We start from the raw sequence: 25,665 nt of genomic DNA, 5'->3' as shown, positions 1-25,665 counted from the left end.
ACGCGCTGGCAACTGACGGCCAGCGCGCAAAGATCGAGGCGCTAGAACGCCTCAGGCGTCGAGGTCGCAATCACCGAAGAACCGCTCGAACAGCGGCGTGGGCAGGTATTGCGCGTTGAGCAGGCCAAAGTGCTGGCCGACGTTGCGGCCCAGCGACAGCAACGTATTTGCGGCATTCTCGGTGCCGGCATAACCGGCGTTGAGGATGTAGGCGGCGCGCGCGTCAGCGGTCTGCGCCCGTTGATACGCCGTGCCCGTGATCAAGACGTCCACCAGGCAGACGTTGACCCGTTCATCACTCAGGCTGAAGGGCTCCAGCACCTCGCTCGCCAGCGCCGCGCGCAGGCCGTCCTCGCCACCGGCGACGATGCGTTCAAGCACGTCAAGCGGTCGCTCAAAGAGGTCGAACTCAAAAATGGAAAACGCAAAACAGTAGCCGTTGGCGGTTTCATGGGAGATCGGCTCTTTCTCGCTGGGACGCGTCGGCAGCCAGTTGACGAAGGACTCTTTATTGTCCTGCCCACCGCTGCGGCGGTAGACCAGATAGTCCTGGATCACCTGACGGAAGGGATGGCCTGTCGGCACCCAGCCCGTACCTTGGCGCTTGCGTTTCTTCTTGCCAACTACCGGCACTACGGCCACCGGCACGCCCCCAAAACAACGCAAGTCATACCCCAACACAAACAGGCTGGCCTCAAACGCATGGCAGCGCGCAGGCAGCGTCCCTTGGTCGGCGAACCACTTCGTACGCCCCAGCAGCTCACGGATGATCCAGCCCAGGCGCACCTGCGAGCGGGCCCAGGTTTCATAGCTGATCGACGAAAACTGCCGCGCCGCCAACCCGTTCACAAACGCGCCCGGGTTGCGCAATTGGCTGCCACGGGCACCACCGGAGGGAAACGCCAGCAACGGTTTGCCGCCGCCGCTCCACTGTTGACGAAACAACGAATACAACATCCCCATCGCCGCCCCCACACGGCTGTCATAAATCGGCGACCCCGACGCATCCAGCAGGGCATGGATCTTGGTCAGGCCCGCATCAAAACGCTGGACGCTGCTGGCGTTGAGGTCATCCAGGTCCTGCTCACCGTCGAGCGCTATCAGCCCGGCCATCTTGCGCAAATACGCCGACAATTCCCCGTTGGTCGCCAATCGCTGCAAAAACGGAATGGCGCCGCGTACCCCGCCCCAACGCAGCACCTGCAAGCAGGCTTGCAGCGCTTGCGGCTCGTCACCCGCGTCGACTGCGCGTTTAAGCCAAGCGCCCAACTGTCCAAGGGACTGCCGGGTCTGCACCCAGCTCTGCGAATTGACGCTCTGCTGCTGGGCATCCTGCCAGCTGGCCTTCCAGCGGTAGTGCCCGATCACCTGCTCGAAGCCCTGCACCTGAGCAATCAAGCCACCGGGCACAAACTTGCTGGCCTTGAAGTTCAGGTTGAAGGTCAGCGTCGGCAAATTGGCCTGCAACCATTCAACAAACGACGCGACTTCAGGTTGTGTCAGGAACTGTTCACGCTTCATGCAGACTGCCTTATGGCTGATATTGAATCGCCACACCCTAAGTAAAACAGCAGGTCGCGTCCACGTTGTGCGTTCATACAGGTAAACAAAAAGAGCAGGTCGTGAAACTCAATCGCGATGGGGCACGAACTTCGGTATAGGTTGGTTCCGCACGCACTTCCCATTACCCTAGCGCTCTCTATCAGACAACCGGAAGTCCGATACCCGTGTTCAAGCCCCTTGCCGTCCTGACCCTCGCCTGCACCCCTTTGCTCGCCACTGCCGCCGACCTGGCCGGCGTGTGGACCGGCACCCTGGGCAAGTCCGCGATCACCGCGTGTTTCAACGGCGCCCACGGCGCCAATGGCAGCTACTACTACCAGCGTATCCTCAGCCCGATTCAGTTGACCCAGGCCAACGCGAGCGAGCCCTGGGTAGAAGACGGGCAAACCGGGTTCTGGCAGTTGGACGACCCTCAAGGCGACACACTCACCGGCACCTGGAGCAAGGCCATAGGCGGCAAAGGCCTGGCATTGCGCCTAAACCGTGCGGACGCGGAGGGTTGCGCCAGCGACAGTTACAACAACCCGCTCGAAGCGTCGCCGCCGCCGGTAACGGTGGAAAAGAAGACCTTCAACGAACACGCCTATCAGGTCAAAACCCAGGGCGGGCAAGTCACCCTGAGTCTCGACGGCGACGGCCCGGCCATCAGCAAGATCAACGCAGACCTCGCGCGCATGGCCATCAGCCCCGAAGGCCAGGCGCAGTTCTACCGAGAGCGCCGCAACGCCCTGGACCAGAGCGGCGGCACCTACACCAGTGAGATCACGGTGGAGCCGTTCTACTGGTCCTCGCAGTGGATCACCGTGCGGTTCTACCACTGGGCGGCAGGCTACGGCCGTGGCGGCATCAGTTGGGGCCTGCACAGCTGGAACCTGCACACCGGCGAGAGCGTCGACCCGTGGACATGGCTCGGCGGCCAGGCGCAGTGGGACAGCCCCTACTCCGGCCAAGTCCAGCTGCCGGCCACGTTCAGCGCCTGGCTGGCCAAACAAACCAGCGTCGACGAAGGCTGCCCGGCGGTCACCAGTTACTCCACCTTCGACTTGAGCTTCAACACCGAGGGCCTGCAACTCTCCACCCCCGCCCAAGGCGACGGTTGTGACAACGAGTTGAGCTTCACCTGGGAGCAACTGGCGCCGGTCCTGACGGCACAAGGTAAAGCGGCACTACCGAGCTTGCAGGCACCGTAAGAGACTTGGGCGTAGAAAAATCCCGCGCTCATTCACGAAATATTCAGAATCGCCGACCGATACTAGCCCATTGCAATGACCGCTCCCCCCGAGCGCTCCCTCGCCCTGGTAGCCAGAATCCATGACGCGTCCTGTTCCTCTGTTGCTCCTGCTTGTTGCCCTGTTGTTCTTCTTTGCCCTTGGCAGCCACGAACTGCAAGGTTCTACCGAAGCCCGCGTCGCCGGGATCGCAATGGCCATGCACCTGGACAACAACTGGGTCGTGCCGCAACTGTTTCGCGAACCCTTCCTGGAAAAACCGCCCCTGAGCCTGTGGCTCGACGCCGGGGCGATTCGCCTGTTCGGCGGCACAACCTGGGCGGTACGCCTGGCCTCGGCATTTGCCGGTTTGTTCAGCGTGATGCTGTTCTACGGGATGCTGCGCAAGTTCGGCCGCCCGCAGACCCTGGCGTTCAGCGCCGCGCTGATCCTTGCGACCATGGCTAGTTACTGGAGCAACGTACGCGGCGTGGGTGAAGACTCGCTGCTCAGCCTCGGCGTCACCACCGCGCTGCTGGGGTTCTACCAGGCGATGCGTCCTGAGAACCAAGGCTCCAAGTCCGGCGCCTGGGCGCTGTTTACCCTCGGCATGGTGATCGCCACCCTGAGTAAAGGCGTGCTGGGCCTGGCGATGCCGGGCATCGTGATCTTCGTGTATCTGGTCGTTACAAGCGTGATCGACAAACGCCTGCGCATCGGCGACTGGCTCAAGCCCGGGCTGTTCACCTTGCTGGCGTTGGTGCCGCTGCTGATCTGGCTGGGGTTCTTGTTTCAACGCGGCGGTATGCAAGCCGTCGGCGAAGTGCTGTGGACCAACAGCGTCGGGCGCTTCAGCGGTTCGTTCGTCGAGGCTGGGCACTACGAACCGTTCTACTACTACCTTGCCAAGCTGCCCGAAGCCTTTCTGCCGTGGAATATCCTGGTGTACCTGGGCCTGTGGCACTTGCGTAAGAGCCTGGCACGCAATCGCTACTTGCTGTTTTTCTGCATCTGGCTGGTGGCGCAATTCACCCTGCTGACGCTGGCTTCGAGCAAGCGCACCGTGTACCTGATGTCGCTCACGCCAGCCGCCGCGGTGCTCGCGGCAGAATATGCGCGGGTGCTGCTGGACCGCCTGAAAGACCGCAAGCCCGCACTCTACCGCTACCATCGGCAGGTGATCGGCGGCGTGTTCGCCGTACTGATTGCCAGCTATATGAGCGCTGCATTCGTGTTCGCGCCCAAGGCCGACAAGCGCGAGTCATTCGTGCCGGTGATCAGCCAGCTCCAGGCGCTGCAAGCAGAAGGTCGAGAAGTGGCGATGTTTCAGCCCAACGAGCGGATTGCCGGCGCGGGGGTGTTCTATATGCAGGGCTACGTGCCGCTCCTGCAAACCGAGGCCGAGTTGCAGGCATTCCTCAGCGCCAAACCCGGCAACGTTGCGTTGACGGATCAAACCAGTGTGCTGAAGGAACCGGTGAAGGTCATCAAGGAGATGGCGATCAGTCGCAAGCCTTACTACTTCATAGAGCAGTAAGGCCTGCGTGGGGGATCAGTGCTTGGTCAGCTTGTCCAGGTAACCCATGGCAAACGCCGAGACGACGAAGGTCATGTGAATGATCACGTACCACATCAGGTGTTGTGGATCGACGTTCTTGGCGTCCATGAAGATGCGCAGCAAGTGGATGGAGGAAATCGCCACGATGGACGCCGCCACTTTCATCTTCAGCGAGGAAGAGTCCATGGTGCCCAGCCAGTTGAGCTTTTCCTTGTTGTCATCGATGTCCAGTTGCGAGACGAAGTTCTCGTAGCCGGAGATCATCACCATCACCAGCAAACCACCGACCAGCGCCATGTCGATCAACGACAGCAGCAGCAGGATGACGTCGGCTTCCAACATGGTGAACACGTTGGGCAGCACGTGGATGATTTCCTGGAAGAACTTCAGCGCCAGGATCAGCAAGCCCAGGGACAACCCCAGGTAAATCGGCGCCAGCAGCCAGCGTGAGGCGTACATAGTATTTTCGATAAAGCGTTCCATGGGATCTCACACAGCGTGGCTAAAAATGGCGGCGAGTATACCAGCCGCTGTCAAACACCTGTAACCGCGAGAAAACTGACCTGGCCGGCACTTGTAAGAGAATTTTTCTGCTAGTGTCGAGGCCATTAAATCGGCTCGATGATGTCGGACAGGAAGACTCAGATGATGGATGTGCGATCCCCTTTGGCCAACATCGGCCTGTGTGCGGCGTTGCTGATGGCCAGCGGCTGCTCCCCCAAAGATGAGCAGAAGCAGGCCACCCTCGAAGAGAAAACCGCGAAGTTCGAGCAATCCCTCGACAGCATCCAGGACCCCAAACTGCGCGACGCCATCGCCGACCTTGGCGGCTCGCTGCTGTTGCTGGAACGGGCGCGGGTCAAACTCGCCGACAAACCCGTCGAAGCCGAATACGGTGAAAACTCCCTCGCCCTGCTAACGCATTACCCTACGCCCCAGGCGCTGGTGGACACCTATATCAACGGCCTTTTCGTACTGCGCAAAGCCTCGCATTCCGACTACCTGACGGATCTGCAACCGGTCTTCCCGTTCAGCTTCAACGCCCCGGACCAATTCCCCTTCCCCCATGGGCTGGAATGGCAGTCGGTCACGCTGAGCAACAACAAAGTCATCCCATTCCAGCCGGAATGGTCGGAAACCGACCCTGGCATCCAGTTGAGCCCCAGCAGTTCCAACCTGACCAACCCCGATGACCTGACAGTAACCTACCCGTTCATCGAAGGCGTCGAGACGGAAAACAAAAGCCAGCCACAGCCCGTCAGCCTCAAGGGCACGGTAGAAGTGGTCGCGCCGGGCAAGCTGCTGAACTTCGAGCTGTCGAAACAGGACGTTGGCCGCACCCGCACCGATGGCACTGTGAGCCTCAAGCTGTTGTTACTGGAAAAGAACTACGCCGAAATCGAAATGACCAACAGCGCGCCACTCGCCGCAGAAGTGGGCGACGAATCGCCCAACCCATTGCTGGTACAAGCGCAAGACAGCACCGGGCAATTCCTCACGCGCTCGGGTTCGATCAACGAAAGCGCAGCGCAGGTGGCGTTCTACGAGAAACAACTGGCCGAGATGCAAAAGCAGACGGCCTGGTCGGATGCGTTCGAGAAAAAACTCGTCGATGAGCAGAAAGCCTTCGAACACAAACAAACCAGCCACTACGCCAAAGTCTATTTCAATGGCGTGATCGACAAGCTACACGTCAACGTGCTGGATTTCTCCACCGCCACGCTCACCCGCAAAGACCTTGATCTACCAGTGCTGCGCTTCGACAAGAACAGCCTGCAGAAAACCGTGCAAGCCTTGCCGATGCCGGTCACGGTGTATGACGACGGCGCCGCCGATTGGCTCAAAGACGCGAGCATGACCGAAGACCAGCTGAAAAACAGCGTCACCATCAGCCAGTCGACCGAAGACGCGAGTGCCGCCCATATCGTGTTCGACCACCCGTTCACCTTCAATGACGACCTGGTCGGCGCCGAGCGCAACAGCAGCGAATCGCCGATTACCTTCTTCACCGCCGATGACAAGGGCGAGCGCGGTGAGCCGATCGAGTTGCCGACCGAAGCCTTCGAGCTGAACCCGGCACGCGGCACGCTGACCTACGACCTCAACCTGTTCCCGGAAAACCCGGCGTTTGTGGTGGGCTCGGTGCCGCTGTTCCTCGCCACCATCGACAAAGCCACGATCGATGTCGCCAAGCTGCCCAAAGGCCTGTCGCTCAAGGACAACGCGCTGATTGTCGACCAGAAGGAATTCCCCGCCGACAGCTGGCGCTTCTATGCCAAGGACGCCAGTGGCAACTACCTCAAGGAAATTCTCGGTGTGAGCCACCGCGCCGAGGAATTCGGCACGGCGATGTTTGACGTGCACTATTTCTACGGCCAGCCAACCACCCTGGAAAGCTACCAGCGCACTGACCTGAGCACCGTGCAATACGGTTTCGAGGTCAAGCTGGACAAGCCCGAGAGCAAATAGCGCTCAGTGCTGGGTGTCGCCATTGAGCTGTCGCAGATGGGCCTGCATGTGCAGGCTCCAGATCTGCGGGTCGCCCGCCTTCTCATAGCCATGGGAAGTAAGGCTGTCGACGATTGATTCCAGCATGCTTTCCGCCACAAAAGGCCCATGGAACGGGCCTTGGGACTTGATGGTGGACGGCTGCTCACCGGTCATTCCGGCGGCAAACAACAAGGTCCACAGCCCGTTATCCCCCGCGAGAGGGCGAATGGAGCATTCGATACGGGTGACCAGGCCAAAACACTGGCGGGTAAGGCAAAGGTTGCGCGACATGGCGGCGACCCTCGTTAGATCGGCGTTCAGCCTCGATCACACACGGCGAGGCTGTTTCTATCCTGCGACTCCTGTAGAAATCCCTTGAGCAGAGAATAGAATAAAATCGCTACAAACCAAGACCGTAGAGACCAACGGCCATCACCCCCCCTCCACCGCCAATTTTATGACTGTAGTGAGCGGGCTTGCCCCGCGCCGGGTGGCGAAGCCGCCCCAAACGGAACGCCGCGGTGTTTCAGACAGACCGCGGCGTATGGATTTGGGGCGGCTTCGCCACCCGGCGCGGGACAAGCCCGCTCACTACAACGTCAGGTCGGCTTGGTTTCGGCCAGCGCCTCCTGCGCCAGCTCCTTCTCCGCGTCCTTCAGGTCTTCCTCGCTGATCATCTCCGCGATCACGCGCAAACGCTCAACCACCCGCGCATTGACGGAGCCTTCCGGGAACTGCCCTTCTTCATCCGGCGCACCGGCCGGCTCGCCCACCAGCAGGCTCAAGGCTTCGTCCGCCTGACGTACCGCATAGATATGGAACTGCCCGGCACGCACGGCCTGCAACACCTTCTCATCGAGCATCAGCGTGGCGACGTTGGCCTGGGGAATGATCGCCCCCTGCTCGCCGGTCAAGCCGCGGGCTTCGCAAAGACGGAAGAAGCCTTCGATCTTTTCGTTGACCCCACCCACCGCCTGCACTTCGCCGAACTGGTTGATCGAGCCGGTGATGGCAAAGCACTGCTTGAGCGGCGTCTTCGACAGGGCCGAGATCAGGGTGCACGCCTCGCCCAGGGACGCGCTGTCACCGTCCACATAACCGTAGGACTGTTCCAGCGCAATGCTCGCCGAAATCGCCAGCGGGAACTCCTGGGCATAACGGCTCCCCAGGTAACCCGTGAGGATCATCACGCCCTTGGAGTGAATCGGCTGGCCAAGGTTGACCTCACGCTCGATGTCGACAATACCGCTGCCGCCCGGGTACACCGTGGCGGAAATCCGCGCCGGCACGCCGAAGGCCGAATCGCCGACTTCCAGCACCGTGAGCCCGTTGCACTTGCCCACGGCCGCGCCGTCAGTGTCGATCAGGATGACGCCGGCGAGCATGTCGTCGAGAATCCGCGCCGACACACGCCCGGTGCGGGTGGCCTTGGCCTTGAGTGCGCGCTCGATATGCCCGGCGTCGGTCATTTCATCGCTGGCCAGGTGACGAATGAAATCGGCCTCACTGACCAGTTGGAACAAATCCCCAATCCGCGCCGACAAGCGCCCCTGGTGTTCCGCCAACCGCGCGCTGTACGTGGCCAACCGCGCCACCGCGTCCGAGGTCAGCGGTGCCATGCCTTCTTCCGAGGTGCGGGTCTTGAGCAACTGGGCGAACTGCTCCAGGCTCTCGTCGACCATCGGGATGTCCTCGTCGAAGTCCACCAGCACGCGGAACATCTCCTGGAAGTCCGGATCGGCGTCCTGCAACGCGTAATACAGCTGGCGCGAACCAATGATGATCACCTTGACCTGCAACGGGATCATCTGCGGGTTGAGGGTCACGGTAGCCAGGCGGCCCAGTTCGCCCAACGGCGACTCCATCTTGAGTTTGCGCGATTGCAGGGAGCGCTTGAGGGCGTCCCACACAAACGGTTCGCCGAGCATTTTCTCGGCCTCAAGGATCAGGAAACCACCGTTGGCACGGTGCAAGGCGCCGGGACGCAGCTGGCGATAAGTGGTGTAGAGCGCGCCCTGGTCGGTGCTGTATTCGATCCGACCGAACAGGTTGTCGTAGGTCGGATGCGGTTCAAACACCACCGGCGCGCCGCCGTTGACCGGATGGCCCACCACCAGGCTCGGGCAGTACTGCTCTTCGAGCAGCTTGCGCGCCTGGGCGTCGGTCTTGGCGTCATCGACCAGTTGCTCGACCACGGTCTTGAGCAGGTACACCTGCATGGCTTGCAGGTAACCGCAGACACCAGCATTTTCCGCGTATTTTTCCGACAGCGGCGCAAGCAGAGGCTGCAGGGCCAGGGTGATGGTTTCTTCGTTGAACTGGCGCAGTTGGTTGTTCGACTCACGCTTCCATTGCGGCAGGCTCGCCAACTCTTCGTTGAGGCGCTCCTCCAGCTCGGAAATATCGGTGTGGAAGCGCTCGCGGTCAGCTTCCGGCAACTGCGAAAACTCCGCCTCGTCCAGCGCCTTGCCGTCGAGCATCGGGGTGAAGGCGATGTTGGAGCTGTCGCGGTACAGCGCCACGTCCTTTTCCAGGGCCAGGCGCTCGATCACGTCCAGGGCCTTGTCGTAGCGCTGGTTGAAGGCGCGGTCGATCGCACTTTTGCGCTGCTGGTAGGTCGGGTGCTCGAAAACGGCCGGGAAGGTCGCCACCAAGTTGTCGACCAGGCCGTTGATGTCGGCAATGAACGCTGCCGCCGCACCGCCTGGCAATTCCAGGGCACGCGGCTCGCGAGGCTCATCGAAATTATTGACGTAGACCCAGTCCGATGGGGTCTGCAGGCGTTTACCTTCGGCCTTCAGGTAGCGTTTGACGAACGAAAAGCGACCGGTCCCCGGCTCGCCCATGACAAACACGTTGTAACCGGGGCGTGGCATGGCCACACCGAACTGCAAGGCTTCAACCGCACGTTCCTGGCCAAGCACACCGCGAAAGGGCTCCAAATCATTGGTGGTCGAGAAGCTGAACTGTTCAGCGGAGAAAGGGCGAGTCAGCGCTTCGGGCGCTAGACGCAAGCTGGCAGCAACAGGATCAGGCATCGGGCTTCCTTACATCAGGCGGGGCAGATGACGGCATTCTGGCTCTCGCTTGCGCGCTCTGGCAAGGCGCGACGTTGGGAAAGCTCGGATACGTAACAGGTCCTACATAAAAATCGCGAAAACTCTGATTGTTAGTAAAAAATCACGGAACCCCTGGAACCTGCCTAAACTCCAAACTGCGCGGGTCGGACAAATAATAACTGGCCCCTGAGGCGCTGCGACGCGCCTGACCCTTGTCCATTGGTTTGCACACAAAGAGAAAAAAGCTATGAAACGGATCCTTCTCGGTACTCTCTTCACCGTTGTCTCCCTCAATGCAATGGCAGAATCCCCAGGCGGCCCGAACTGCGGTTGGGGCAACATGCTGTTCGAAGGCCAACGCGGTACGCCGGCACACTTCCTCGCCTCCACCACCAACGGCACGTCCGGTAACGCCACTTTCGGCATGACTTCGGGCACCAACGGTTGCAGCACCAACAGCGCCCTGACCTACGGCGGCAAGTCCTGGATTGCCATGAACGGCATGATGAACGAGCTGTCCGAAGACATGGCCAAGGGCAATGGCGAAGCACTGACCACCTACGCGGTGGTACTGGGTGTGGCGCCAGAAGATCGCGAGCACTTCGCGGCCGTGACCCACGAACACTTCCAGCAGATCTTCAGCAAGGCTGACGTGACCGCTGACGACGTGCACAACAACACCCTCGCTGTCCTGAAAAGTGATGCACGCTTGGCGAAATACGTAACCCAAGCTTAAGCTCGACCAGCCCGCGCCTCCCCAGGCGCGGGTTTTACGTTTGGACCCGCTCCCCTTTTGGGTCTCACTTTTTCCGACTTAAGTTGCCCTTATGCTCAAACGCCTTGCCTGGATGGCACTCTTCGCCTGCGCCCCGCTGTACGCGGCCCCGCATCTTGATGATCAACGTTTGCAGCAACTGGCCAACGACCCGTTCTGGCTGTCTCTGGGCCATTACGAAGCCGGTAAAATCAGTGGCTGGCGCAGCTATGTCAGCGACCAGAAATTCTTCCTCGCCGCCGACGGCGCGCACCACCCGGATGCCGAACTCAAGGCGACCGTCGACGCGCTGTATGCGCCCGCAAGCCTGGGTGAAAAACACGCCCAATGCGTCTACCCCGCACGTACCCGCTGGCTCAAGGATCAATTGCACCTGAGCGGCCTGCCCGCCGTGGACTGCAGCGAATTCAAGCAATGGTTCAAGGACGTCGCGCCCCACAGCGCGGTGATGATCTTCCCGGCGGCCTACCTCAACAGCCCGTCGTCGATGTTCGGCCACACCCTGCTGCGCATCGACCAGGCCGACGTGCAACGAGACAACACCGCGCTGCTCAGCTACGCGATCAACTTCGGCGCGTATATCGAAGGCTCGGACAACAGCATCCTCTACGCCTGGAAAGGCCTGATGGGCGGCTATCCCGGCCTGTTTGCGCTGGTCCCCTACCAGGAAAAGCTTTCCGAGTACCGTAGCCTCGAAAACCGCGACCTGTGGGAATACCGCCTCAACCTGACCCAGGTCGAGACCGAGCGCATGGTCGAGCACGTGTGGGAGCTCAAGCAGATCAAGTTCGACTACTTCTTCTTCGACGAAAACTGCTCCTATCGCCTGCTGGAATTGCTGCAAGTCGCCCGCCCCGGCCTGCGCCTGACCGAACAGTTCCCACTGACCGCGATCCCCACCGACACGGTCAAGGCCGTCAAGGACGCCGGCCTTGTCGAGAAGATCGACTACCGCCCATCGCGCGAACGCGAGCTGCTGGAACGCGCCAAGCCCCTGGACAGCGATGAGCAGCAATGGGTGCTGAAGGTCAGCGAAGAACAGAAACACTTGCAGGACCCCGCGTTCAAAGCGCTCGCCAAAGACCGCCAAGCCCTGATCATCGACGCCGCCTACCGTCTGGGCCGCTACCGCGCCAACGGCCTGGAGCGTGACCCGGCCCGCTCCCAGCGCAGCTTCGAACTGCTGCGCGCAATCAACCAGAACCCTGCTCCGGACCTGAAGATCCAGCCGCCAGGCCTGCCGGAAAACGGCCATGAGTCACGCACCTGGCAAGCCGGCATCGGCACCCGGGGTGACAAGGCCTTTGGCGAATACGGCCTGCGCATGGCCTACCACGACCTCAACGACAACGCCGAAGGCTTCCCCCTCGGCGCGCAGATCGAAATCCTGCAAATGAAACTGCGCCAGTACGAAGGCAACCACTGGCAATTGCAGCAACTGGACCTGGCCACCATCCGCTCCCTGACCCCGCGCAACGCCTTGCTGCAACCGCTGTCCTGGCAAGTCACCGGCGGCCTGGAGCGCGTACCGGGCAAACACGACGACGAAACCCTTGTCGCCCACGTCAACGGCGGCGCCGGCGGCACCTGGCAACTGCGCGACGACATGCTCGGCTTCGCCCTCGGCACCGTGCGCGTGGAACACAACAACGACTTCAACGAGGCCATCTCCCCGGCGGCAGGGTTCAACACCGGCGTGCTGTGGAAAAACCCGCTGGGCAACCTGAGCCTGGAAGCCAGGGGGGATTTCTTTACCAATGGCGAAGTACGCCGTAGTCTCAGCCTGAACCAGCAGTGGGAATTGTCGCGCAACCTGGGCCTGCGCCTGAGTGCGCAGCGTGAGTACAGCCACCTGTCGACCCCCATCAACGAGGTGATGCTCGAAGTGAAGTGGTACCACTACTGACCCCGCCCCAAAGCCCGACACAGATCAAAAATGAGGGAGCGGGCTTGCTCGCGAATGCAGAGTATCAGCCACTTGCGTATCGACTGCCCCACCGCATTCGCGGGCAAGCCCGCTCCCACATCGGGCCCGCATCCATTCAGATACACCTAAAGGAGCTCAACCAACATGGCCGTTACCTGCACCACCCTCGAACACGTGCGCAGCAACATCGACCGCCTCGACCAGCAAATCGTCACCCTGCTGGCAGAGCGCGGCAACTATGTCTCCCAGGCCGCGCGCTTCAAAAAAGACACCGATAGCGTCAAGGCGCCCCAACGGGTTGAACAGGTCATCGCCAAGGTGCGGGACTTGTCCCACACGCTCGGCGCAAACCCGGACGTTACCGAACAGGTCTATCGCGCCATGATTGCGGCGTTTATCCAGCAGGAGCTGGCTGAGCATGCGAAGCTCGGAGAAGTCAGCTAGAAATTAGCAAATTTGTTGGCCTGCATAGAAAACCCACATGCCACATTCAACTCACTGATTAGCAAGCAAGAAATATCTAAGGGTTTTTTAGCTTTTTCGGCGAGCATCAAACTTGTTGCTGCTAAGCCTCGCTTTATACGGATTTGAGTCTAGTCTCGGGTAGCAATCAAATTGCCACCACATCTATACACGGATCCGAATAGGTAGAGGCTAAGTATGGAATTTTTTGAAAAGCTCACCAGTCTGGCAGCAAAGGTTCGGTTACAAGGCCCCGCCATTCAAACCGAAGAAGCGACAAAAAATGCTTTCGTAATGCCTTTTATCAACACGGTGCTGGGTTACGACGTGTTTGATCCACAAGAAGTGATGCCCGAATTCGTCTGTGATGTGGGTACGAAGAAAGGCGAAAAAATCGACTACGCGATCATGAAAGACGGTGAGGTCCAGATACTCATCGAATGCAAAAAAATTGGCGAATCATTGAGCATCAATCACGCATCACAGCTCTTTCGTTACTTTCATGTCACCAGCGCAAGAATCTCGATTCTCACTAACGGCCAGGTCTACCGCTTTTTTACAGACTTGGACGCCCCTAACAAAATGGACGAAAAGCCGTTTCTGGAATTGGACCTGCTAGACATTGATGAATACTCCGTTCCGGAGTTGATCAAACTCACCAAGTCGGCATTTGATGTTGATTCCATTATCAATGCCGCCGGAGAGCTGAAATACGTCAGCCAACTCAAAAAGCTCATTGGCAGCCAGGTCAGCAAACCAGAAGACGACTTTGTGAAATTCTTCGCATCCCGTGTTTACGAGGGTGTCATCACGCAGAAAGTGCGCGAGCAATTTTTCGAGCTAACACGAAAAGCGTTGGCCCAATTTTTAAATGACCAAATCAATGATCGCCTCAAGTCGGCAATGAGTGGCGTGATCCAACCGACACTGGCATCAGCCCCCATTTCGAACGGCACCCCCCCAGAGGTGCAAAATAGAGACGAGTCTGAAGAAAAAATCCTGACAACCCTGGAAGAGCTAGAGGGTTATCACATCGTTCGGGCTGTCGTGCGCTCGGTGGTCGACGCAAAACGGATTGTCCAGCGAGATACCCAAAGCTATTTTGGGATATTGCTGGACGATAACAATCGCAAGCCGATTTGCCGCCTGCACTTCAATCGCAGTCAGAAATACCTCGGTGTTTTCGACGAAGAAAAAAACGAGACCCGCCACGCAATCTCGTCCATCGATGAGATTTACGAGTACGCGGATCAACTGAAAAAAACAGTGGGTTACTACGACTGACCCCGCTCTTAAGCCCAACAAAGGCCAAAATGTATGAGGGGACAAGTCCCCTCCTACATTTACCCCGCGCCCAACAGCCTTCTCACCTCCCTTTCACACCCCCCCGACAATTCCCTATCTAGACTTATCCCCATCAGCCGGTAAGCGGCCAGGGAGTTCGTCATGTGGCGGTATGCGGTATTGCTATGCGCGGTGGTGTGGTTGTCGGGTTGCCAGTCGACCCATCAGGAGTTATTGGCCAAGGGCTACCCCCCAGCCTTTGCCGATGGCTTTGACGACGGCTGCAGCAGCGGGCGGCAAGCGGCCGGGGTGATCAGTGGGGAGTTTCGCAAGAACGTCCCGCGTTATCTGAAGGATCGCGAGTACGCCGAAGGCTGGGAGGACGGCTTCCGCCAGTGCAAGGCCATGCGTGAGAACGAAGAGTTGCGCGACTACAAGGACAATCACTGGGACGACCGTGAGCGCGCCTGGCAGCATGAGAAGGACCGCGACGCCGCCAAGGCCTATCGTTCGCAATAGGTCGCTTTCAGACATCCACTGAAACTAAAGCGCGGCGAACATGGCCGAAACTCCATTGAGGGAGACTGTCATGAGCCGAGCTTTTGTAAATGAGGACAACGCCGCCGCCCAGGCTGACCAGCCGGTGGAGCGTCACGTCAGTGATCAGCCCAACCGTGTGACTGCGCAGGGGTTGGCGCAGTTGCAGGCCAAAGTCGCGCAATTGCAGCACGACTACAGCGTCGAATCCGCCAAAGATGATAAACAGCGCCAGGCCGACCTTGAGCGGGACCTGCGTTACTTCAACCAGCGGGTGCAGAGCGCCCAAGTCGTAGCGCCGGCCACTTCCACCGAAAAGGTGCAGATCGGCAGCTGGGTGACCTTCGCCAATGAGCAAGACGTGCAGCAGCGCATTCAGTTGGTCGGTGAAGACCAGGCCGACGCTGCGGCAGGCCTGATCAACTGGGGTTCGCCCCTGGGCCGCGCATTGCTCGGGGCCCAGGTGGGGGACGAGGTGCTGTGGAAGCGCCCCGTCGGCGATCAGTTGATCGAAGTGTTGCGCATCGACCCCGAGGTTTAGACGATGCCTTGGGCCAGCATCGCGTCGGCGACTTTGACGAAACCGGCGATGTTCGCGCCCTTGACGTAGTTGATCCGGCCGTTTTCTTCGCCGTAGTGCACGCACGCATGGTGGATCGACTGCATGATGTTGTGCAGCTTGCTGTCCACTTCACCGGCCGTCCACAGCAGGCGCATGGCGTTCTGCGACATTTCCAGGCCGCTGACGGCCACGCCACCGGCATTGGAGGCTTTGCCCGGCGCGAACAGGATGCCCGCCTCGATGAACAGATCCACGGCCGCCAGCGTCGTCGGCATGTTGGCGCCTTCGGCTACGCAAATGCAGCCATTGCGCAGCAGGGTGCGCGCCGCATCGGCGTCGAGTTCGTTCTGGGTCGCGCAGGGCAGTGCAATATCGCAGGCCAGCTCCCACGGCGTCTGGCCCTTGCGGAATTCCAGGCCGAAACGCTCGGCCAGCTCACTGATGCGCCCGCGTTGCACGTTTTTCAGTTCCAGCAGCGCCGACCACTGTTCTTCGGTCAAGCCGCTTTCGGCATACAGCGTGCCTTCGGAGTCGGACAGGGAAATCACTTTGCCACCCAGGTCCATGACCTTGCGCGCCGCGTATTGCGCCACGTTGCCGGAACCGGACACCGCCACGCGCTTGCCTTCAACCCGCAGGCCGTCGCGCTTGAGCATCTCTTCGGCGAAGTACACGCAACCGAAACCGGTGGCTTCCGGACGGATCAGGCTGCCGCCATAGGTCATGCCCTTGCCGGTCAGTACGGAGGTGAACTGGTTGCTCAGGCGCTTGTACTGCCCAAACAGGAAACCGATCTCGCGGGCGCCCACGCCAATATCGCCGGCCGGCACGTCGACGTCGGCGCCGATGTGACGGTACAGCTCGCTCATGAACGACTGGCAGAAACGCATGACTTCGGCGTCGCTCTTGCCCTTGGGGTCGAAGTCCGAACCGCCTTTACCGCCGCCCATGGGCAGCGAGGTCAGGGAGTTCTTGAAGGTCTGTTCGAAGGCGAGGAATTTCAGCACGCCCAGGTTCACCGACGGGTGGAAGCGCAGGCCGCCCTTGTACGGGCCGATGGCGCTGTTCATCTGGATGCGGAAACCGCGATTGACCTGGACCTTGCCATGATCATCGACCCACGACACCCGGAAGGTAATCGCGCGTTCCGGCTCGCAGATGCGCTCCAGGATGCCCGAGGTCAGGTAGTGGGGATTGGCTTCGAGAAACGGCCACAGGCTGCGTAGGACTTCTTCTACAGCCTGGTGGAATTCTGGCTGGTCCGGGTCGCGTTTCTTGAGTCGGGCAAGGAAGGATTCGACGGATTCGATCATGAAAAGTCTCGGCAAATTGATTGTTTTTAAATGAGATTGAGCCGGACTTTATCAATTCATGTCGCACTGCGACAGGGCAAAATGTCGCTTTTGTGAATTTAAATGGTGCATTGGATATAAATAAACCTGAAAAACAGGTTTTTTTTGCACCTTAAAAGGGATTACCAACCCAAGCAATGCACCAACAAATAAACAGCCTTCGCAGGCAAGCCAGCTCCCACATTTGACCGAGTACATCCGCAGCGACGCGGTCGAATGTGGGAGCTGGCTTGCCTGCGATGAATGCACCTCGGTCCTACAGAAAAACACAAAAAAAACGGAGCCCGAAGGCTCCGCTCTTTCACACCACCAACCCGAATCAGGCCAGTTTTTTGTGACGCACGCGGTGCGGCTGGGCAGCGGCTTCGCCCAAGCGCTTCTTACGGTCGGCTTCGTACTCGGTGTAGTTGCCTTCGAAGAACACCGCCTGGGAGTCGTCTTCGTACGCCAGGATGTGCGTCGCGACGCGGTCAAGGAACCACCGATCGTGAGAGATCACAATGGCGGCGCCCGGGAAGTCCAGCAGGGCTTCTTCCAGGGAACGCAGGGTTTCAACGTCAAGGTCGTTGGACGGTTCGTCGAGCAGCAGGACGTTGCCGCCCTCTTTGAGGGTCAGGGCCAGGTGCAAGCGACCGCGCTCACCACCGGACAGGTCCTTGACGAACTTCTGCTGGTCGCCGCCCTTGAAGTTAAAACGGCCGACGTAGGTGCGCGACGGGATTTCATAGTTGCCGATACGGATCTGGTCGGAACCGTCGGAAATCTGCTGGAACACCGTCTTGCTGCCGTCGAGGTCTTCACGGCTCTGGTCCACACAGGCCAGTTGCACGGTTTCGCCGATCTCGATGCTGCCGGAGTCCGGGGTTTCCTTGCCCATCAGCATGCGGAACAGTGTGGATTTACCCGCACCGTTACCACCGATAACGCCGACGATCGCGCCTTTTGGCATGGAGAACGACAGGTTATCGATCAACACGCGGTCGCCATAGCCTTTGGAAACGTTCTTGAACTCGATGACCTTGTCACCCAGGCGCGGGCCGGCCGGGATGTAGATCTCGTTGGTTTCCGAACGCTTCTGGAATTCCTGCGATTGCATTTCTTCGAAGCGTTGCAGACGCGCCTTGGACTTGGACTGGCGGGCCTTGGCGCCTTTGCGCACCCACTCCAGTTCTTCCTTCATGGCTTTTTCGTGGGCCGATTGCTGCTTGGATTCGGCGGCCAGACGGTCGGACTTGGCTTCCAGCCAACCGGAGTAGTTGCCCTCGTAAGGGATACCGGCGCCACGGTCGAGCTCGAGGATCCAGCCGGCAACGTTGTCCAGGAAGTAACGGTCGTGCGTGATCGCAACCACGGTGCCTGGGAAGTCGTGAAGGAAATGTTCCAACCAGGCGACGGAATCGGCGTCCAAGTGGTTGGTGGGTTCGTCGAGCAGCAGCATGTCGGGGGCCGACAGCAGCAGGCGGCACAGGGCCACACGACGCTTCTCGCCACCGGACAGGTGTTCGACCTTGGCGTCCCACGCCGGCAGGCGCAGCGCGTCGGCGGCGACTTCCAGCTGGCGCTCAAGGTTGTGACCGTCGCCAGCCTGCAGGATGGCCTCGAGCTTGGCCTGTTCGGCGGCCAGCTTGTCGAAGTCGGCATCCGGCTCGGCGTAGGCGGCGTAGACCTCGTCCAGGCGCGCCTGGGCGTTCTTGATCACGGCGACGGCTTCTTCAACCACTTCACGCACGGTCTTGGTCGGGTCCAGGATCGGCTCTTGCGGCAGGTAACCGATGTTCAGGTCGGGCATCGGGCGGGCTTCGCCTTCGAACTCGGTGTCGACGCCGGCCATGATTTTCAGCAGTGTGGACTTACCCGAACCGTTGAGGCCGAGCACGCCGATCTTGGCGCCGGGGAAGAAGGACAGCGAAATGTTTTTCAGGATTTCCCGCTTCGGCGGAACTACTTTTCCCAGCCGATGCATGGTGAAGACGTATTGAGCCATGGTAAACCTAGCGTCAGTGACTGATGAATTAATGCGGGCGAAGCCCGTGCCAGGCCATGCGCCGCGCGGGCCGTTGACGGTAATCAATGCCTGCGTGCGGAAAGAGCCTGAATGTCTGGGGCTGGAACGCCCCCGCGTAACCGGCAAAGCTACCTGAATGCGCCTGGCCAGTCCAGCCAAGCGGGGCTGGCACTTTGCCACAACTCAAGGCATGCTAGCCGCCCTTCGGCGTCCGGCTTATAGTGCGTGTCGCACGCCAGTCCAGCCAACCCGCAGGATCACAGCTTGTCCAAAGTCACGCCGCCTACTCCCCTACGCGCCGCTCATATCGCGCCGGGAGCGCCCCTGCATGGCACCTTGAAAGGCGCGTTGGCGACGCTCGTCCTTTTGTTGCTCGCGCTTTTGTTCTGGCAACTGCTGGACCAGTTGCAGCAAAACCAGAAAAACCAGCAGCAATACACCATCGACTACAGCGCCGACCTGGCCGAGCAGATCAGCCTGAACATGGCCCTGAGCGCAAAAATCGCCCTGAACCTGCTACCGATGGTCGAGCCGCCGCGCAACAGCGAACAGCAGCAGGCCCTGGTGCATACGTTGCAGCGCTCCCTGCCGGAGTTGCGCAGCATCGCCTTGCTGGCCCCCAGCGGCGCAATGATCAGCGACAGCGCCAGTGACAGCCAGGATGCGGCCTGGCTCGAAGAGCTGGTGCAACGCAGCCATTCCCAGCCTTACTACCTGAGCAACAGCAACGACGGCACGATCATCTATCTGTTGCTGCACCAGCCAACTGGCGGCTCGCGGGTGTATTGGGTGTTGCGCCTGGCGCCCGCCTACCTGGTCAACCTGACTCGCCAGGATGGCCAGGGCCAGCGACCGACGTGGGCTATCGAGAACCGCATCAATCACCGCGTGGTCGGCCGTGACAGCGGCATGCCGGCGCAATGGGCCGTGGCGCTGACCCCGGACGAATTGAATAAAAGTGTACTCATCACCCCCCTGAGCAAAAGCGACTGGCAATTGCGCGGCCTGTTCGACCGCAATGCCGTGCTGGAAGAACTGCTGCCCGCCTTCATCGGCAAGTGCCTGCTCGGCCTCGCGTTCTCGCTGATCCCGGTATTCGTGCTGGTCAACATGCGCCGCCGCCAGCGCCAGGTGCATGAAGGTCGGCGGCGCTACCAGGATATTTTCGAGGGCACCGGCGTGGCCCTGTGCGTGCTGGACCTGTCGGGACTGAACACGTTCTTTGACAAGGCCAGGCTGCAAACCCGCGAACAATTGCACGACTGGCTGCAAGGCAACCGCGAACAGCGCCAGCAACTGCTCAGGGAACTGCGCATCACCGAGGTCAACCAGGTCGCAGTGCGCTTGCTCAACGTCGGCTCGTGCGAGGAAGCCTGGGAGCGCCTGATCGATGACTGCCCGCACAACGCCACGGCCATCGGCTACCAGGTGCTGGAAGCGGTGCTGACCCAGCAGAAGCAGTTGGAGCTGGAAATCCACCTCAACGATGTCGCCGGCAATGACCAATACCTGTGGCTGGTGATGCGCCTGCCGGAGCAGCAGGACGACTTCAAGGCGGTGATCCTGAGCATCAGCGACATCACCAGCCGCAAGCTGATCGAGCTGTCACTGGTGGAACGCGAGAGTTTCTGGTCGGACGTGGTCCGCACCGTGCCCGACCACCTGTATGTGCAGGACGTAATCAGCCAGCGCATGATTTTCAGCAACCATCACCTGGGCCACACCCTCGGCTACAACAAAGCCGAACTGCTGCAAATGGGCGAGTATTTCTGGGAAATCCTGCTGCACCCCGAAGACGCCGAGCGCTACCACGACTTGCGCCAACAACAGCGCCAGGCCAGTTATTCGACCCAGTTGCAATGCCAGTTACGCTTCCGCCACCGCAACAACCAGTGGCGCCGCTTCGAAATTCGCGAGCAGGCCCTGGCGCGGGACAAGGCGGCGCAGGTCACGCGGATCATCGGCGTGGCCAAGGACATCACCGACCAGATCGAAGCCAGTGAATCCCTGCGCGACAGCGAGCAGCGCTACCGCATGCTCGCCGAAAGCATCAGCGACGTGATCTGCTCCACCGACAGCCAACTGGCCCTCAACTACATCAGCCCGTCGGTCAACGCGGTGCTGGGCTACAACGTGGACTGGGTGTTCAAGAACGGCTGGCAGTCGATCATCGCCAACCCGCAGCAACTGACCGGCATCTACAGCCTGGTGGAACAGGTCAGCCGCGCCCTCGGTGATACCGACGCACTGGCCAGGCTGCGCGACGAAGCGCGGACCCAGCTGTTCCTGTTCGATTGCCTGCGCGCCGACGGGCGCAAAGTGCCGATCGAATTGCGCCTGGTGCTGGTGTGGGATGAACACGGCACGTTCGAAGGCATCCTTGGCGTCGGCCGCGACATCAGCCAGCAACGCCGCGCCGAGAAAGACCTGCGCATGGCGGCCACGGTATTCGAACACTCCACCTCGGCGATCCTGATCACCGACCCGGCCGGCTATATCGTCCAGGCCAACGACGCATTCACCCGCGTCAGCGGCTACAGCGTGGCCGACGTGCTCGACCAGTTGCCGAACATGCTCACCGTCGACGAACAGCAAGAAGCCCATCTGCGCTACGTCCTCAAGCAGTTGCACCAGCACAGCACCTGGGAAGGCGAAGTGTGGCTCAAGCGCCGCAACGGCGAGCATTACCCGGCCTGGGTCGGCATTACCGCCGTGTTCGACGACGAAGGCGACCTGGCCAGCTACGTGTGCTTCTTCAGCGACATCAGCGAGCGCAAGGCCAGTGAGCAGCGTATCCACCGCCTGGCCTACTACGACGCCCTGACCCACCTGCCCAACCGCACGCTGTTCCAGGACCGCCTGCACACCGCGTTGCAATCGGCCGAACGGCAGAAGTCGTGGGTCGTGCTGATGTTCCTCGACCTCGACCGCTTCAAGCCGATCAACGATTCCCTGGGCCACGCCGCCGGCGACCGCATGCTCAAGGAAATGGCCACGCGCCTGCTTGGCTGCGTCGCCGAAGACGACACCGTGGCGCGCATGGGTGGCGACGAGTTCACCTTGCTGCTGCAACCGCGCATCAGCCGCGAAATGGCACTGAACCGCGCGATCCACGTGGCCGAACAGATCCTCGCCAGCCTGGTGAAGCCGTTTGTGCTCGAAGGCCGCGAATTCTTCGTCACCGCCAGTATCGGCATTGCCCTCAGCCCGCAGGACGGCAACGAGCTGAGCCAACTGATGAAAAACGCCGACACGGCGATGTATCACGCCAAGGAACGCGGCAAGAACAACTTCCAGTTCTACCAGGCCGACATGAACGCCAGCGCCCTGGAGCGCCTGGAGCTGGAAAGCGACCTGCGCCATGCCCTGGACCAGAACGAGTTCGTGCTCTATTACCAGCCGCAGTTCAGCGGCGACGGCAAGCGCCTGACCGGCGCCGAAGCCTTGCTGCGCTGGCGTCATCCGCGTCGCGGGCTGGTGCCGCCGGGGGACTTCATCCCGGTGCTGGAGGAGTTGGGCCTGGTGGTGGATGTGGGCGACTGGGTAATCAGCGAGGCGTGCCGCCAGCTCAAGACCTGGCACCAGAACAAGGTGCGCGTGCCGAAAGTCTCGGTGAACATCTCGGCGCGGCAGTTCTCCGACGGCCAGTTGGGCGAACGCATCGCCAGCATCCTGGAAGACACCGGCCTGCCCCCGGCGTGCCTGGAACTGGAGCTGACCGAAAGCATCCTTATGCGCGAAGTCAACGAAGCCCTGCACATCCTCGACGGCCTGAAAAACCTGGGCCTGAGCATTGCGGTCGACGACTTCGGCACGGGTTACTCGTCGCTCAACTACCTCAAGCAATTCCCCATCGACGTGCTGAAGATCGACCGCACCTTTGTCGACGGCCTGCCGTCTGGCGAACAGGACGCCCAGATCGCCCGCGCCATTATCGCCATGGCCCACAGCCTGAACCTGGCGGTGATCGCCGAAGGCGTGGAAACCCATGAGCAACTCGACTTCCTGCGTGAGCATGGTTGCGATGAAGTGCAGGGCTACCTGTTTGGACGGCCGATGCCGGCGAGCCGGTTTGAAGCGCAGTTCAGCAATGATGCGCTGTTCATGTTCGACTGAGACTTTGTGGTGAGGCTGCTGGCCTCTTCGCGAGCAAGCCCGCTCCCACATTCGTCCGCATTTCAAAGTTGGAACTCGGTCAAATGTGGGAGCGGGCTTGCTCGCGAAGAGGCCCTCACAGCCACCGCCCATCCCCAGATGAGCCCCACTTGTCCGCGACATGACGTCCTTTCATATGCCATCTAAAAGCGGTTGGGTTAGAATGCCCTCCTTTTCTGCCCCCGATCCTTGAGGACCGCCATGTTCAGCCGTGATTTGACTATTGCCAAGTACGACGCCGATCTCTTCGCCGCCATGGAGCAAGAAGCCGTGCGCCAGGAAGAGCACATCGAGCTGATCGCTTCGGAAAACTACACCAGCCCAGCGGTCATGGAGGCTCAGGGTTCGGTTCTGACCAACAAGTACGCCGAAGGCTATCCAGGCAAGCGCTACTACGGTGGTTGCGAGTACGTCGACGTGGTTGAGCAACTGGCCATCGACCGTGCAAAAGAACTGTTCGGCGCCGATTACGCCAACGTCCAGCCGCATGCCGGTTCCCAAGCCAACAGCGCCGTGTACCTGGCCCTGCTGCAAGCGGGCGACACCATCCTGGGCATGAGCCTGGCCCACGGCGGTCACCTGACCCACGGTGCCACTGTTTCTTCCTCCGGCAAGCTGTACAACGCCGTTCAATACGGTATCGATGGCAACGGCCTGATCGACTACGACGAAGTCGAGCGCCTGGCTGTTGAACACAAGCCAAAAATGATCGTGGCCGGTTTCTCTGCCTACTCGCAGATCCTGGACTTCCCACGCTTCCGCGCTATCGCCGACAAGGTTGGCGCCTACCTGTTCGTCGACATGGCCCACGTGGCCGGTCTGGTCGCCGCTGGCGTCTACCCGAACCCGGTGCCTTTCGCTGACGTGGTCACCACCACTACCCACAAGACCCTGCGCGGTCCACGTGGCGGCCTGATCCTGGCTCGCGCCAACGCCGACATCGAGAAGAAGCTGAACTCCGCCGTATTCCCGGGCGCCCAGGGCGGCCCGCTGGAGCACGTGATCGCGGCCAAGGCGATCTGCTTCAAGGAAGCCTTGCAGCCTGAGTTCAAGGTCTACCAGCAACAAGTGGTCAAGAACGCCCAGGCCATGGCCAGCGTGTTCATCGAGCGCGGTTTTGACGTGGTTTCCGGCGGTACTGAAAACCACCTGTTCCTGCTGTCGCTGATCAAGCAGGAAATCTCCGGTAAAGATGCTGACGCTGCCCTGGGCAAAGCCTTCATCACCGTGAACAAAAACTCCGTGCCGAACGACCCACGTTCGCCGTTCGTCACTTCCGGCCTGCGCTTCGGCACCCCGGCTGTGACCACTCGTGGCTTCAAGGAAGCAGAGTGCAAGGAACTGGCCGGCTGGATCTGCGACATCCTGGCAGATCTTTCCAACGAAGCCGTGATCGACGCGGTACGTGAGAAGGTCAAGGCCATCTGCAAGAAGCTGCCGGTGTACGGCGCTTGATTGCAGTTGCTTGAATGAAAAGCCCGGCTCAAGAGCCGGGCTTTTTTATGGGCAAAATTTGAGTTGAAATGCAATCAATGTGGGAGCGGGCTTGCTCGCGAAAGCAGTGGTTCAGTCAGCACATGTATCCACTGAAAGACCGCTTTCGCGAGCAAGCCCGCTCCCACATTTTTTGATCGTATTTCAATTCAGGATTGGTAAACCCGTGCAAATCCTTCGCGGATTTTGTCTTCCGGTAACTCATCGGCAATAAACACAATCACACTCTCGCGCGCCTCGTCCTCTTCCCACTCCGTGTCCCAATCAAAGCCGTAGAGCTTGAGCACACCCTGGAACACCATGCGCCGGTCTTCACCGGCAATATTCAGCACGCCCTTGTAACGCAACAGCTGCTTACCGTGGTCTTCCAGCAGTTCATTCATGAACTCGCTGAGGCGATCGATATCCAGCGGCTGGTCGGTGCGCAGCACCAGGCTGGAGATACGGTCGATGGACGGCGCAGCGCGCACCGGGCGCAGGCTCATGCCGGCGTTGAGGTTGAAGCCGCGCACATCGAGCAATTCGGCCAGGTCGATGGTGCCGTGATCGACCACCCGAATCGGCGCCCGACGGTTGATGCGGGTCAGGCGTTCGCTGAGGGCGTCAAAGGTGGCGTCATCCACCAGATCGCGCTTGCTCACCAGCAGGCGATCGGCAAAGCCGATCTGGGCCTGGGCGATGGTCTGGGTCAGGTGGTGCTCGGCGTGGGCCGCGTCCACCAGGGTGATGATGCCGTCGAGGATGTAGCGCTCACGCAGTTCCTCGTCGATGAAAAAGGTCTGTGCCACCGGCGCCGGGTCGGCCAGGCCGGTGGTCTCGATCACCAGGCGGTCGAAGGCAATTTCGCCGCTGTCCAGGCGTTCGAGCAGCAGGTACAAGGCCTTGCTCAGGTCGGTGTGGATGGTGCAGCACACGCAGCCGTTGGACAGGGTCATGACTTGCACCGGCTCATCGCCCAACAGTTGGGTGTCGATACCGGCATCACTGAATTCGTTTTCGATCACGGCGATTTTCAGGCCGTGCTCGGCTTTGAGCAGGTGACGCAGCAAGGTGGTCTTGCCGGCGCCGAGGAAGCCACTGAGGATGGTTACGGGGATGGGAGAGGACAAAGACAGTTCTCCTTATAACTGAAGGAACACAAAACAAATGTGGGAGCGGGCCTGCTCGCGAAAGCAATGTGTCAGCCAGCACATACATCAACTGACAAACCGCTTTCGCGAGCAAGCCCGCTCCC

18 protein-coding genes are annotated in these 25,665 nt (G+C 60.3%); 11 read left to right on the top strand and 7 right to left on the bottom strand.

From position 1 onward, the window contains the following. Positions 1-51: 51 nt before the first annotated feature. Positions 52-1,521: a hypothetical protein gene (locus tag OPU96_RS12625; RefSeq protein WP_498559149.1), complete on the bottom strand. Its 1,470-nt coding sequence runs from the start codon at positions 1,519-1,521 to the stop codon at positions 52-54. A 206-nt stretch (positions 1,522-1,727) separates the two neighbouring features. Between OPU96_RS12625 and OPU96_RS12620 the strand changes: the two genes are divergently transcribed. Beyond that, positions 1,728-2,753 (top strand): hypothetical protein, encoded by a 1,026-nt coding sequence (locus OPU96_RS12620; RefSeq protein ID WP_498559148.1) that lies wholly within the window; start codon positions 1,728-1,730, stop codon positions 2,751-2,753. Between the two features lie 121 nt (positions 2,754-2,874). Beyond that, positions 2,875-4,308, top strand: a complete 1,434-nt coding sequence (locus OPU96_RS12615) for an ArnT family glycosyltransferase (protein WP_226455754.1) — start codon at positions 2,875-2,877, stop codon at positions 4,306-4,308. A 15-nt stretch (positions 4,309-4,323) separates the two neighbouring features. Here the strand turns inward: OPU96_RS12615 and OPU96_RS12610 are convergent, their stop codons facing one another. Continuing rightward, entirely contained in the window at positions 4,324-4,812 is a 489-nt protein-coding gene (locus OPU96_RS12610) for a TIGR00645 family protein (RefSeq protein WP_017739158.1), read from the bottom strand. Positions 4,813-4,974: 162 nt separating this feature from the next. Between OPU96_RS12610 and OPU96_RS12605 the strand changes: the two genes are divergently transcribed. Then, positions 4,975-6,798: a hypothetical protein gene (locus OPU96_RS12605; protein WP_498559147.1), complete on the top strand. Its 1,824-nt coding sequence runs from the start codon at positions 4,975-4,977 to the stop codon at positions 6,796-6,798. Positions 6,799-6,801: 3 nt separating this feature from the next. Here the strand turns inward: OPU96_RS12605 and OPU96_RS12600 are convergent, their stop codons facing one another. Both OPU96_RS12600 and OPU96_RS12595 read right to left on the bottom strand, forming a co-directional pair. Next, positions 6,802-7,110 (bottom strand): PA4575 family protein, encoded by a 309-nt coding sequence (locus OPU96_RS12600; RefSeq protein ID WP_226455756.1) that lies wholly within the window; start codon positions 7,108-7,110, stop codon positions 6,802-6,804. A 308-nt stretch (positions 7,111-7,418) separates the two neighbouring features. Continuing rightward, the gene (locus OPU96_RS12595; protein WP_192298958.1) at positions 7,419-9,857 is read right to left on the bottom strand and encodes a Lon protease family protein; all 2,439 of its coding nucleotides are present in this window, start codon (positions 9,855-9,857) and stop codon (positions 7,419-7,421) included. A 268-nt stretch (positions 9,858-10,125) separates the two neighbouring features. Between OPU96_RS12595 and OPU96_RS12590 the strand changes: the two genes are divergently transcribed. From OPU96_RS12590 to OPU96_RS12565, 6 genes are all read left to right on the top strand, one after another. Next, positions 10,126-10,614, top strand: a complete 489-nt coding sequence (locus OPU96_RS12590; RefSeq protein WP_253399264.1) for a DUF3015 domain-containing protein — start codon at positions 10,126-10,128, stop codon at positions 10,612-10,614. A gap of 91 nt (positions 10,615-10,705) precedes the next feature. After that, positions 10,706-12,559, top strand: a complete 1,854-nt coding sequence (locus tag OPU96_RS12585) for an Lnb N-terminal periplasmic domain-containing protein (RefSeq protein WP_226455757.1) — start codon at positions 10,706-10,708, stop codon at positions 12,557-12,559. A 165-nt stretch (positions 12,560-12,724) separates the two neighbouring features. After that, positions 12,725-13,024 carry a chorismate mutase gene (locus OPU96_RS12580; RefSeq protein ID WP_192298960.1) on the top strand — a complete coding sequence of 100 codons (300 nt, stop codon included), beginning with the start codon at positions 12,725-12,727 and terminating at the stop codon, positions 13,022-13,024. Between the two features lie 216 nt (positions 13,025-13,240). Continuing rightward, positions 13,241-14,326, top strand: a complete 1,086-nt coding sequence (locus tag OPU96_RS12575) for a type I restriction endonuclease (RefSeq protein WP_192298961.1) — start codon at positions 13,241-13,243, stop codon at positions 14,324-14,326. Positions 14,327-14,488: 162 nt separating this feature from the next. Further along, on the top strand, positions 14,489-14,845 hold the full coding sequence (locus OPU96_RS12570; protein WP_226455759.1) for a hypothetical protein: 357 nt from the start codon (positions 14,489-14,491) through the stop codon (positions 14,843-14,845). A gap of 70 nt (positions 14,846-14,915) precedes the next feature. Beyond that, a complete protein-coding gene (locus OPU96_RS12565; protein WP_192298963.1) occupies positions 14,916-15,404 on the top strand; it encodes a GreA/GreB family elongation factor in 489 nt (162 codons plus the stop codon). Here OPU96_RS12565 and gdhA read toward each other — a convergent pair. Together gdhA and ettA are read right to left on the bottom strand one after the other, a co-directional pair. Further along, positions 15,401-16,738 (bottom strand): NADP-specific glutamate dehydrogenase, encoded by a 1,338-nt coding sequence (gene gdhA / locus OPU96_RS12560; protein WP_226455761.1) that lies wholly within the window; start codon positions 16,736-16,738, stop codon positions 15,401-15,403. The two genes, OPU96_RS12565 and gdhA, sit on opposite strands and share 4 nt — an antisense overlap. A 358-nt stretch (positions 16,739-17,096) precedes the next feature. Next, the gene (ettA, locus tag OPU96_RS12555; RefSeq protein ID WP_226455762.1) at positions 17,097-18,761 is read right to left on the bottom strand and encodes an energy-dependent translational throttle protein EttA; all 1,665 of its coding nucleotides are present in this window, start codon (positions 18,759-18,761) and stop codon (positions 17,097-17,099) included. Between the two features lie 285 nt (positions 18,762-19,046). Between ettA and OPU96_RS12550 the strand changes: the two genes are divergently transcribed. Then, a complete protein-coding gene (locus OPU96_RS12550; RefSeq protein WP_498559146.1) occupies positions 19,047-22,898 on the top strand; it encodes a sensor domain-containing protein in 3,852 nt (1,283 codons plus the stop codon). Between the two features lie 240 nt (positions 22,899-23,138). After that, a complete protein-coding gene (gene glyA, locus OPU96_RS12545) occupies positions 23,139-24,392 on the top strand; it encodes a serine hydroxymethyltransferase (RefSeq protein ID WP_192298967.1) in 1,254 nt (417 codons plus the stop codon). A gap of 188 nt (positions 24,393-24,580) precedes the next feature. Here the strand turns inward: glyA and yjiA are convergent, their stop codons facing one another. After that, complete coding sequence (yjiA, locus tag OPU96_RS12540) at positions 24,581-25,540, bottom strand: GTPase (protein ID WP_498559145.1); 960 nt, start codon at positions 25,538-25,540, stop codon at positions 24,581-24,583. Positions 25,541-25,665: the final 125 nt, after the last annotated feature.

The sequence above is a fragment of the Pseudomonas sp. RP-B7 genome, from assembly GCF_059803535.1.
The sequence above is the reverse complement of the archived record's forward strand: the minus strand, read 5'-3'. Positions and strand labels throughout refer to the sequence as shown.

What these genes read in the sequence shown, in the direction of transcription:
- OPU96_RS12605 (WP_498559147.1), top strand. Translation starts at nt 4,975, where the DNA reads ATGATGGATGTGCGATCCCCTTTGGCCAACATCGGCCTGTGTGCGGCG.
- OPU96_RS12570 (WP_226455759.1), top strand. Translation starts at nt 14,489, where the DNA reads ATGTGGCGGTATGCGGTATTGCTATGCGCGGTGGTGTGGTTGTCGGGT.
- OPU96_RS12585 (WP_226455757.1), top strand. Translation starts at nt 10,706, where the DNA reads ATGCTCAAACGCCTTGCCTGGATGGCACTCTTCGCCTGCGCCCCGCTG.
- OPU96_RS12615 (WP_226455754.1), top strand. Translation starts at nt 2,875, where the DNA reads ATGACGCGTCCTGTTCCTCTGTTGCTCCTGCTTGTTGCCCTGTTGTTC.
- OPU96_RS12610 (WP_017739158.1), bottom strand. Translation starts at nt 4,812, where the DNA reads ATGGAACGCTTTATCGAAAATACTATGTACGCCTCACGCTGGCTGCTG.
- gdhA (WP_226455761.1), bottom strand. Translation starts at nt 16,738, where the DNA reads ATGATCGAATCCGTCGAATCCTTCCTTGCCCGACTCAAGAAACGCGAC.
- ettA (WP_226455762.1), bottom strand. Translation starts at nt 18,761, where the DNA reads ATGGCTCAATACGTCTTCACCATGCATCGGCTGGGAAAAGTAGTTCCG.
- OPU96_RS12580 (WP_192298960.1), top strand. Translation starts at nt 12,725, where the DNA reads ATGGCCGTTACCTGCACCACCCTCGAACACGTGCGCAGCAACATCGAC.
- OPU96_RS12595 (WP_192298958.1), bottom strand. Translation starts at nt 9,857, where the DNA reads ATGCCTGATCCTGTTGCTGCCAGCTTGCGTCTAGCGCCCGAAGCGCTG.
- OPU96_RS12565 (WP_192298963.1), top strand. Translation starts at nt 14,916, where the DNA reads ATGAGCCGAGCTTTTGTAAATGAGGACAACGCCGCCGCCCAGGCTGAC.
- glyA (WP_192298967.1), top strand. Translation starts at nt 23,139, where the DNA reads ATGTTCAGCCGTGATTTGACTATTGCCAAGTACGACGCCGATCTCTTC.
- OPU96_RS12625 (WP_498559149.1), bottom strand. Translation starts at nt 1,521, where the DNA reads ATGAAGCGTGAACAGTTCCTGACACAACCTGAAGTCGCGTCGTTTGTT.
- OPU96_RS12600 (WP_226455756.1), bottom strand. Translation starts at nt 7,110, where the DNA reads ATGTCGCGCAACCTTTGCCTTACCCGCCAGTGTTTTGGCCTGGTCACC.
- OPU96_RS12575 (WP_192298961.1), top strand. Translation starts at nt 13,241, where the DNA reads ATGGAATTTTTTGAAAAGCTCACCAGTCTGGCAGCAAAGGTTCGGTTA.
- OPU96_RS12590 (WP_253399264.1), top strand. Translation starts at nt 10,126, where the DNA reads ATGAAACGGATCCTTCTCGGTACTCTCTTCACCGTTGTCTCCCTCAAT.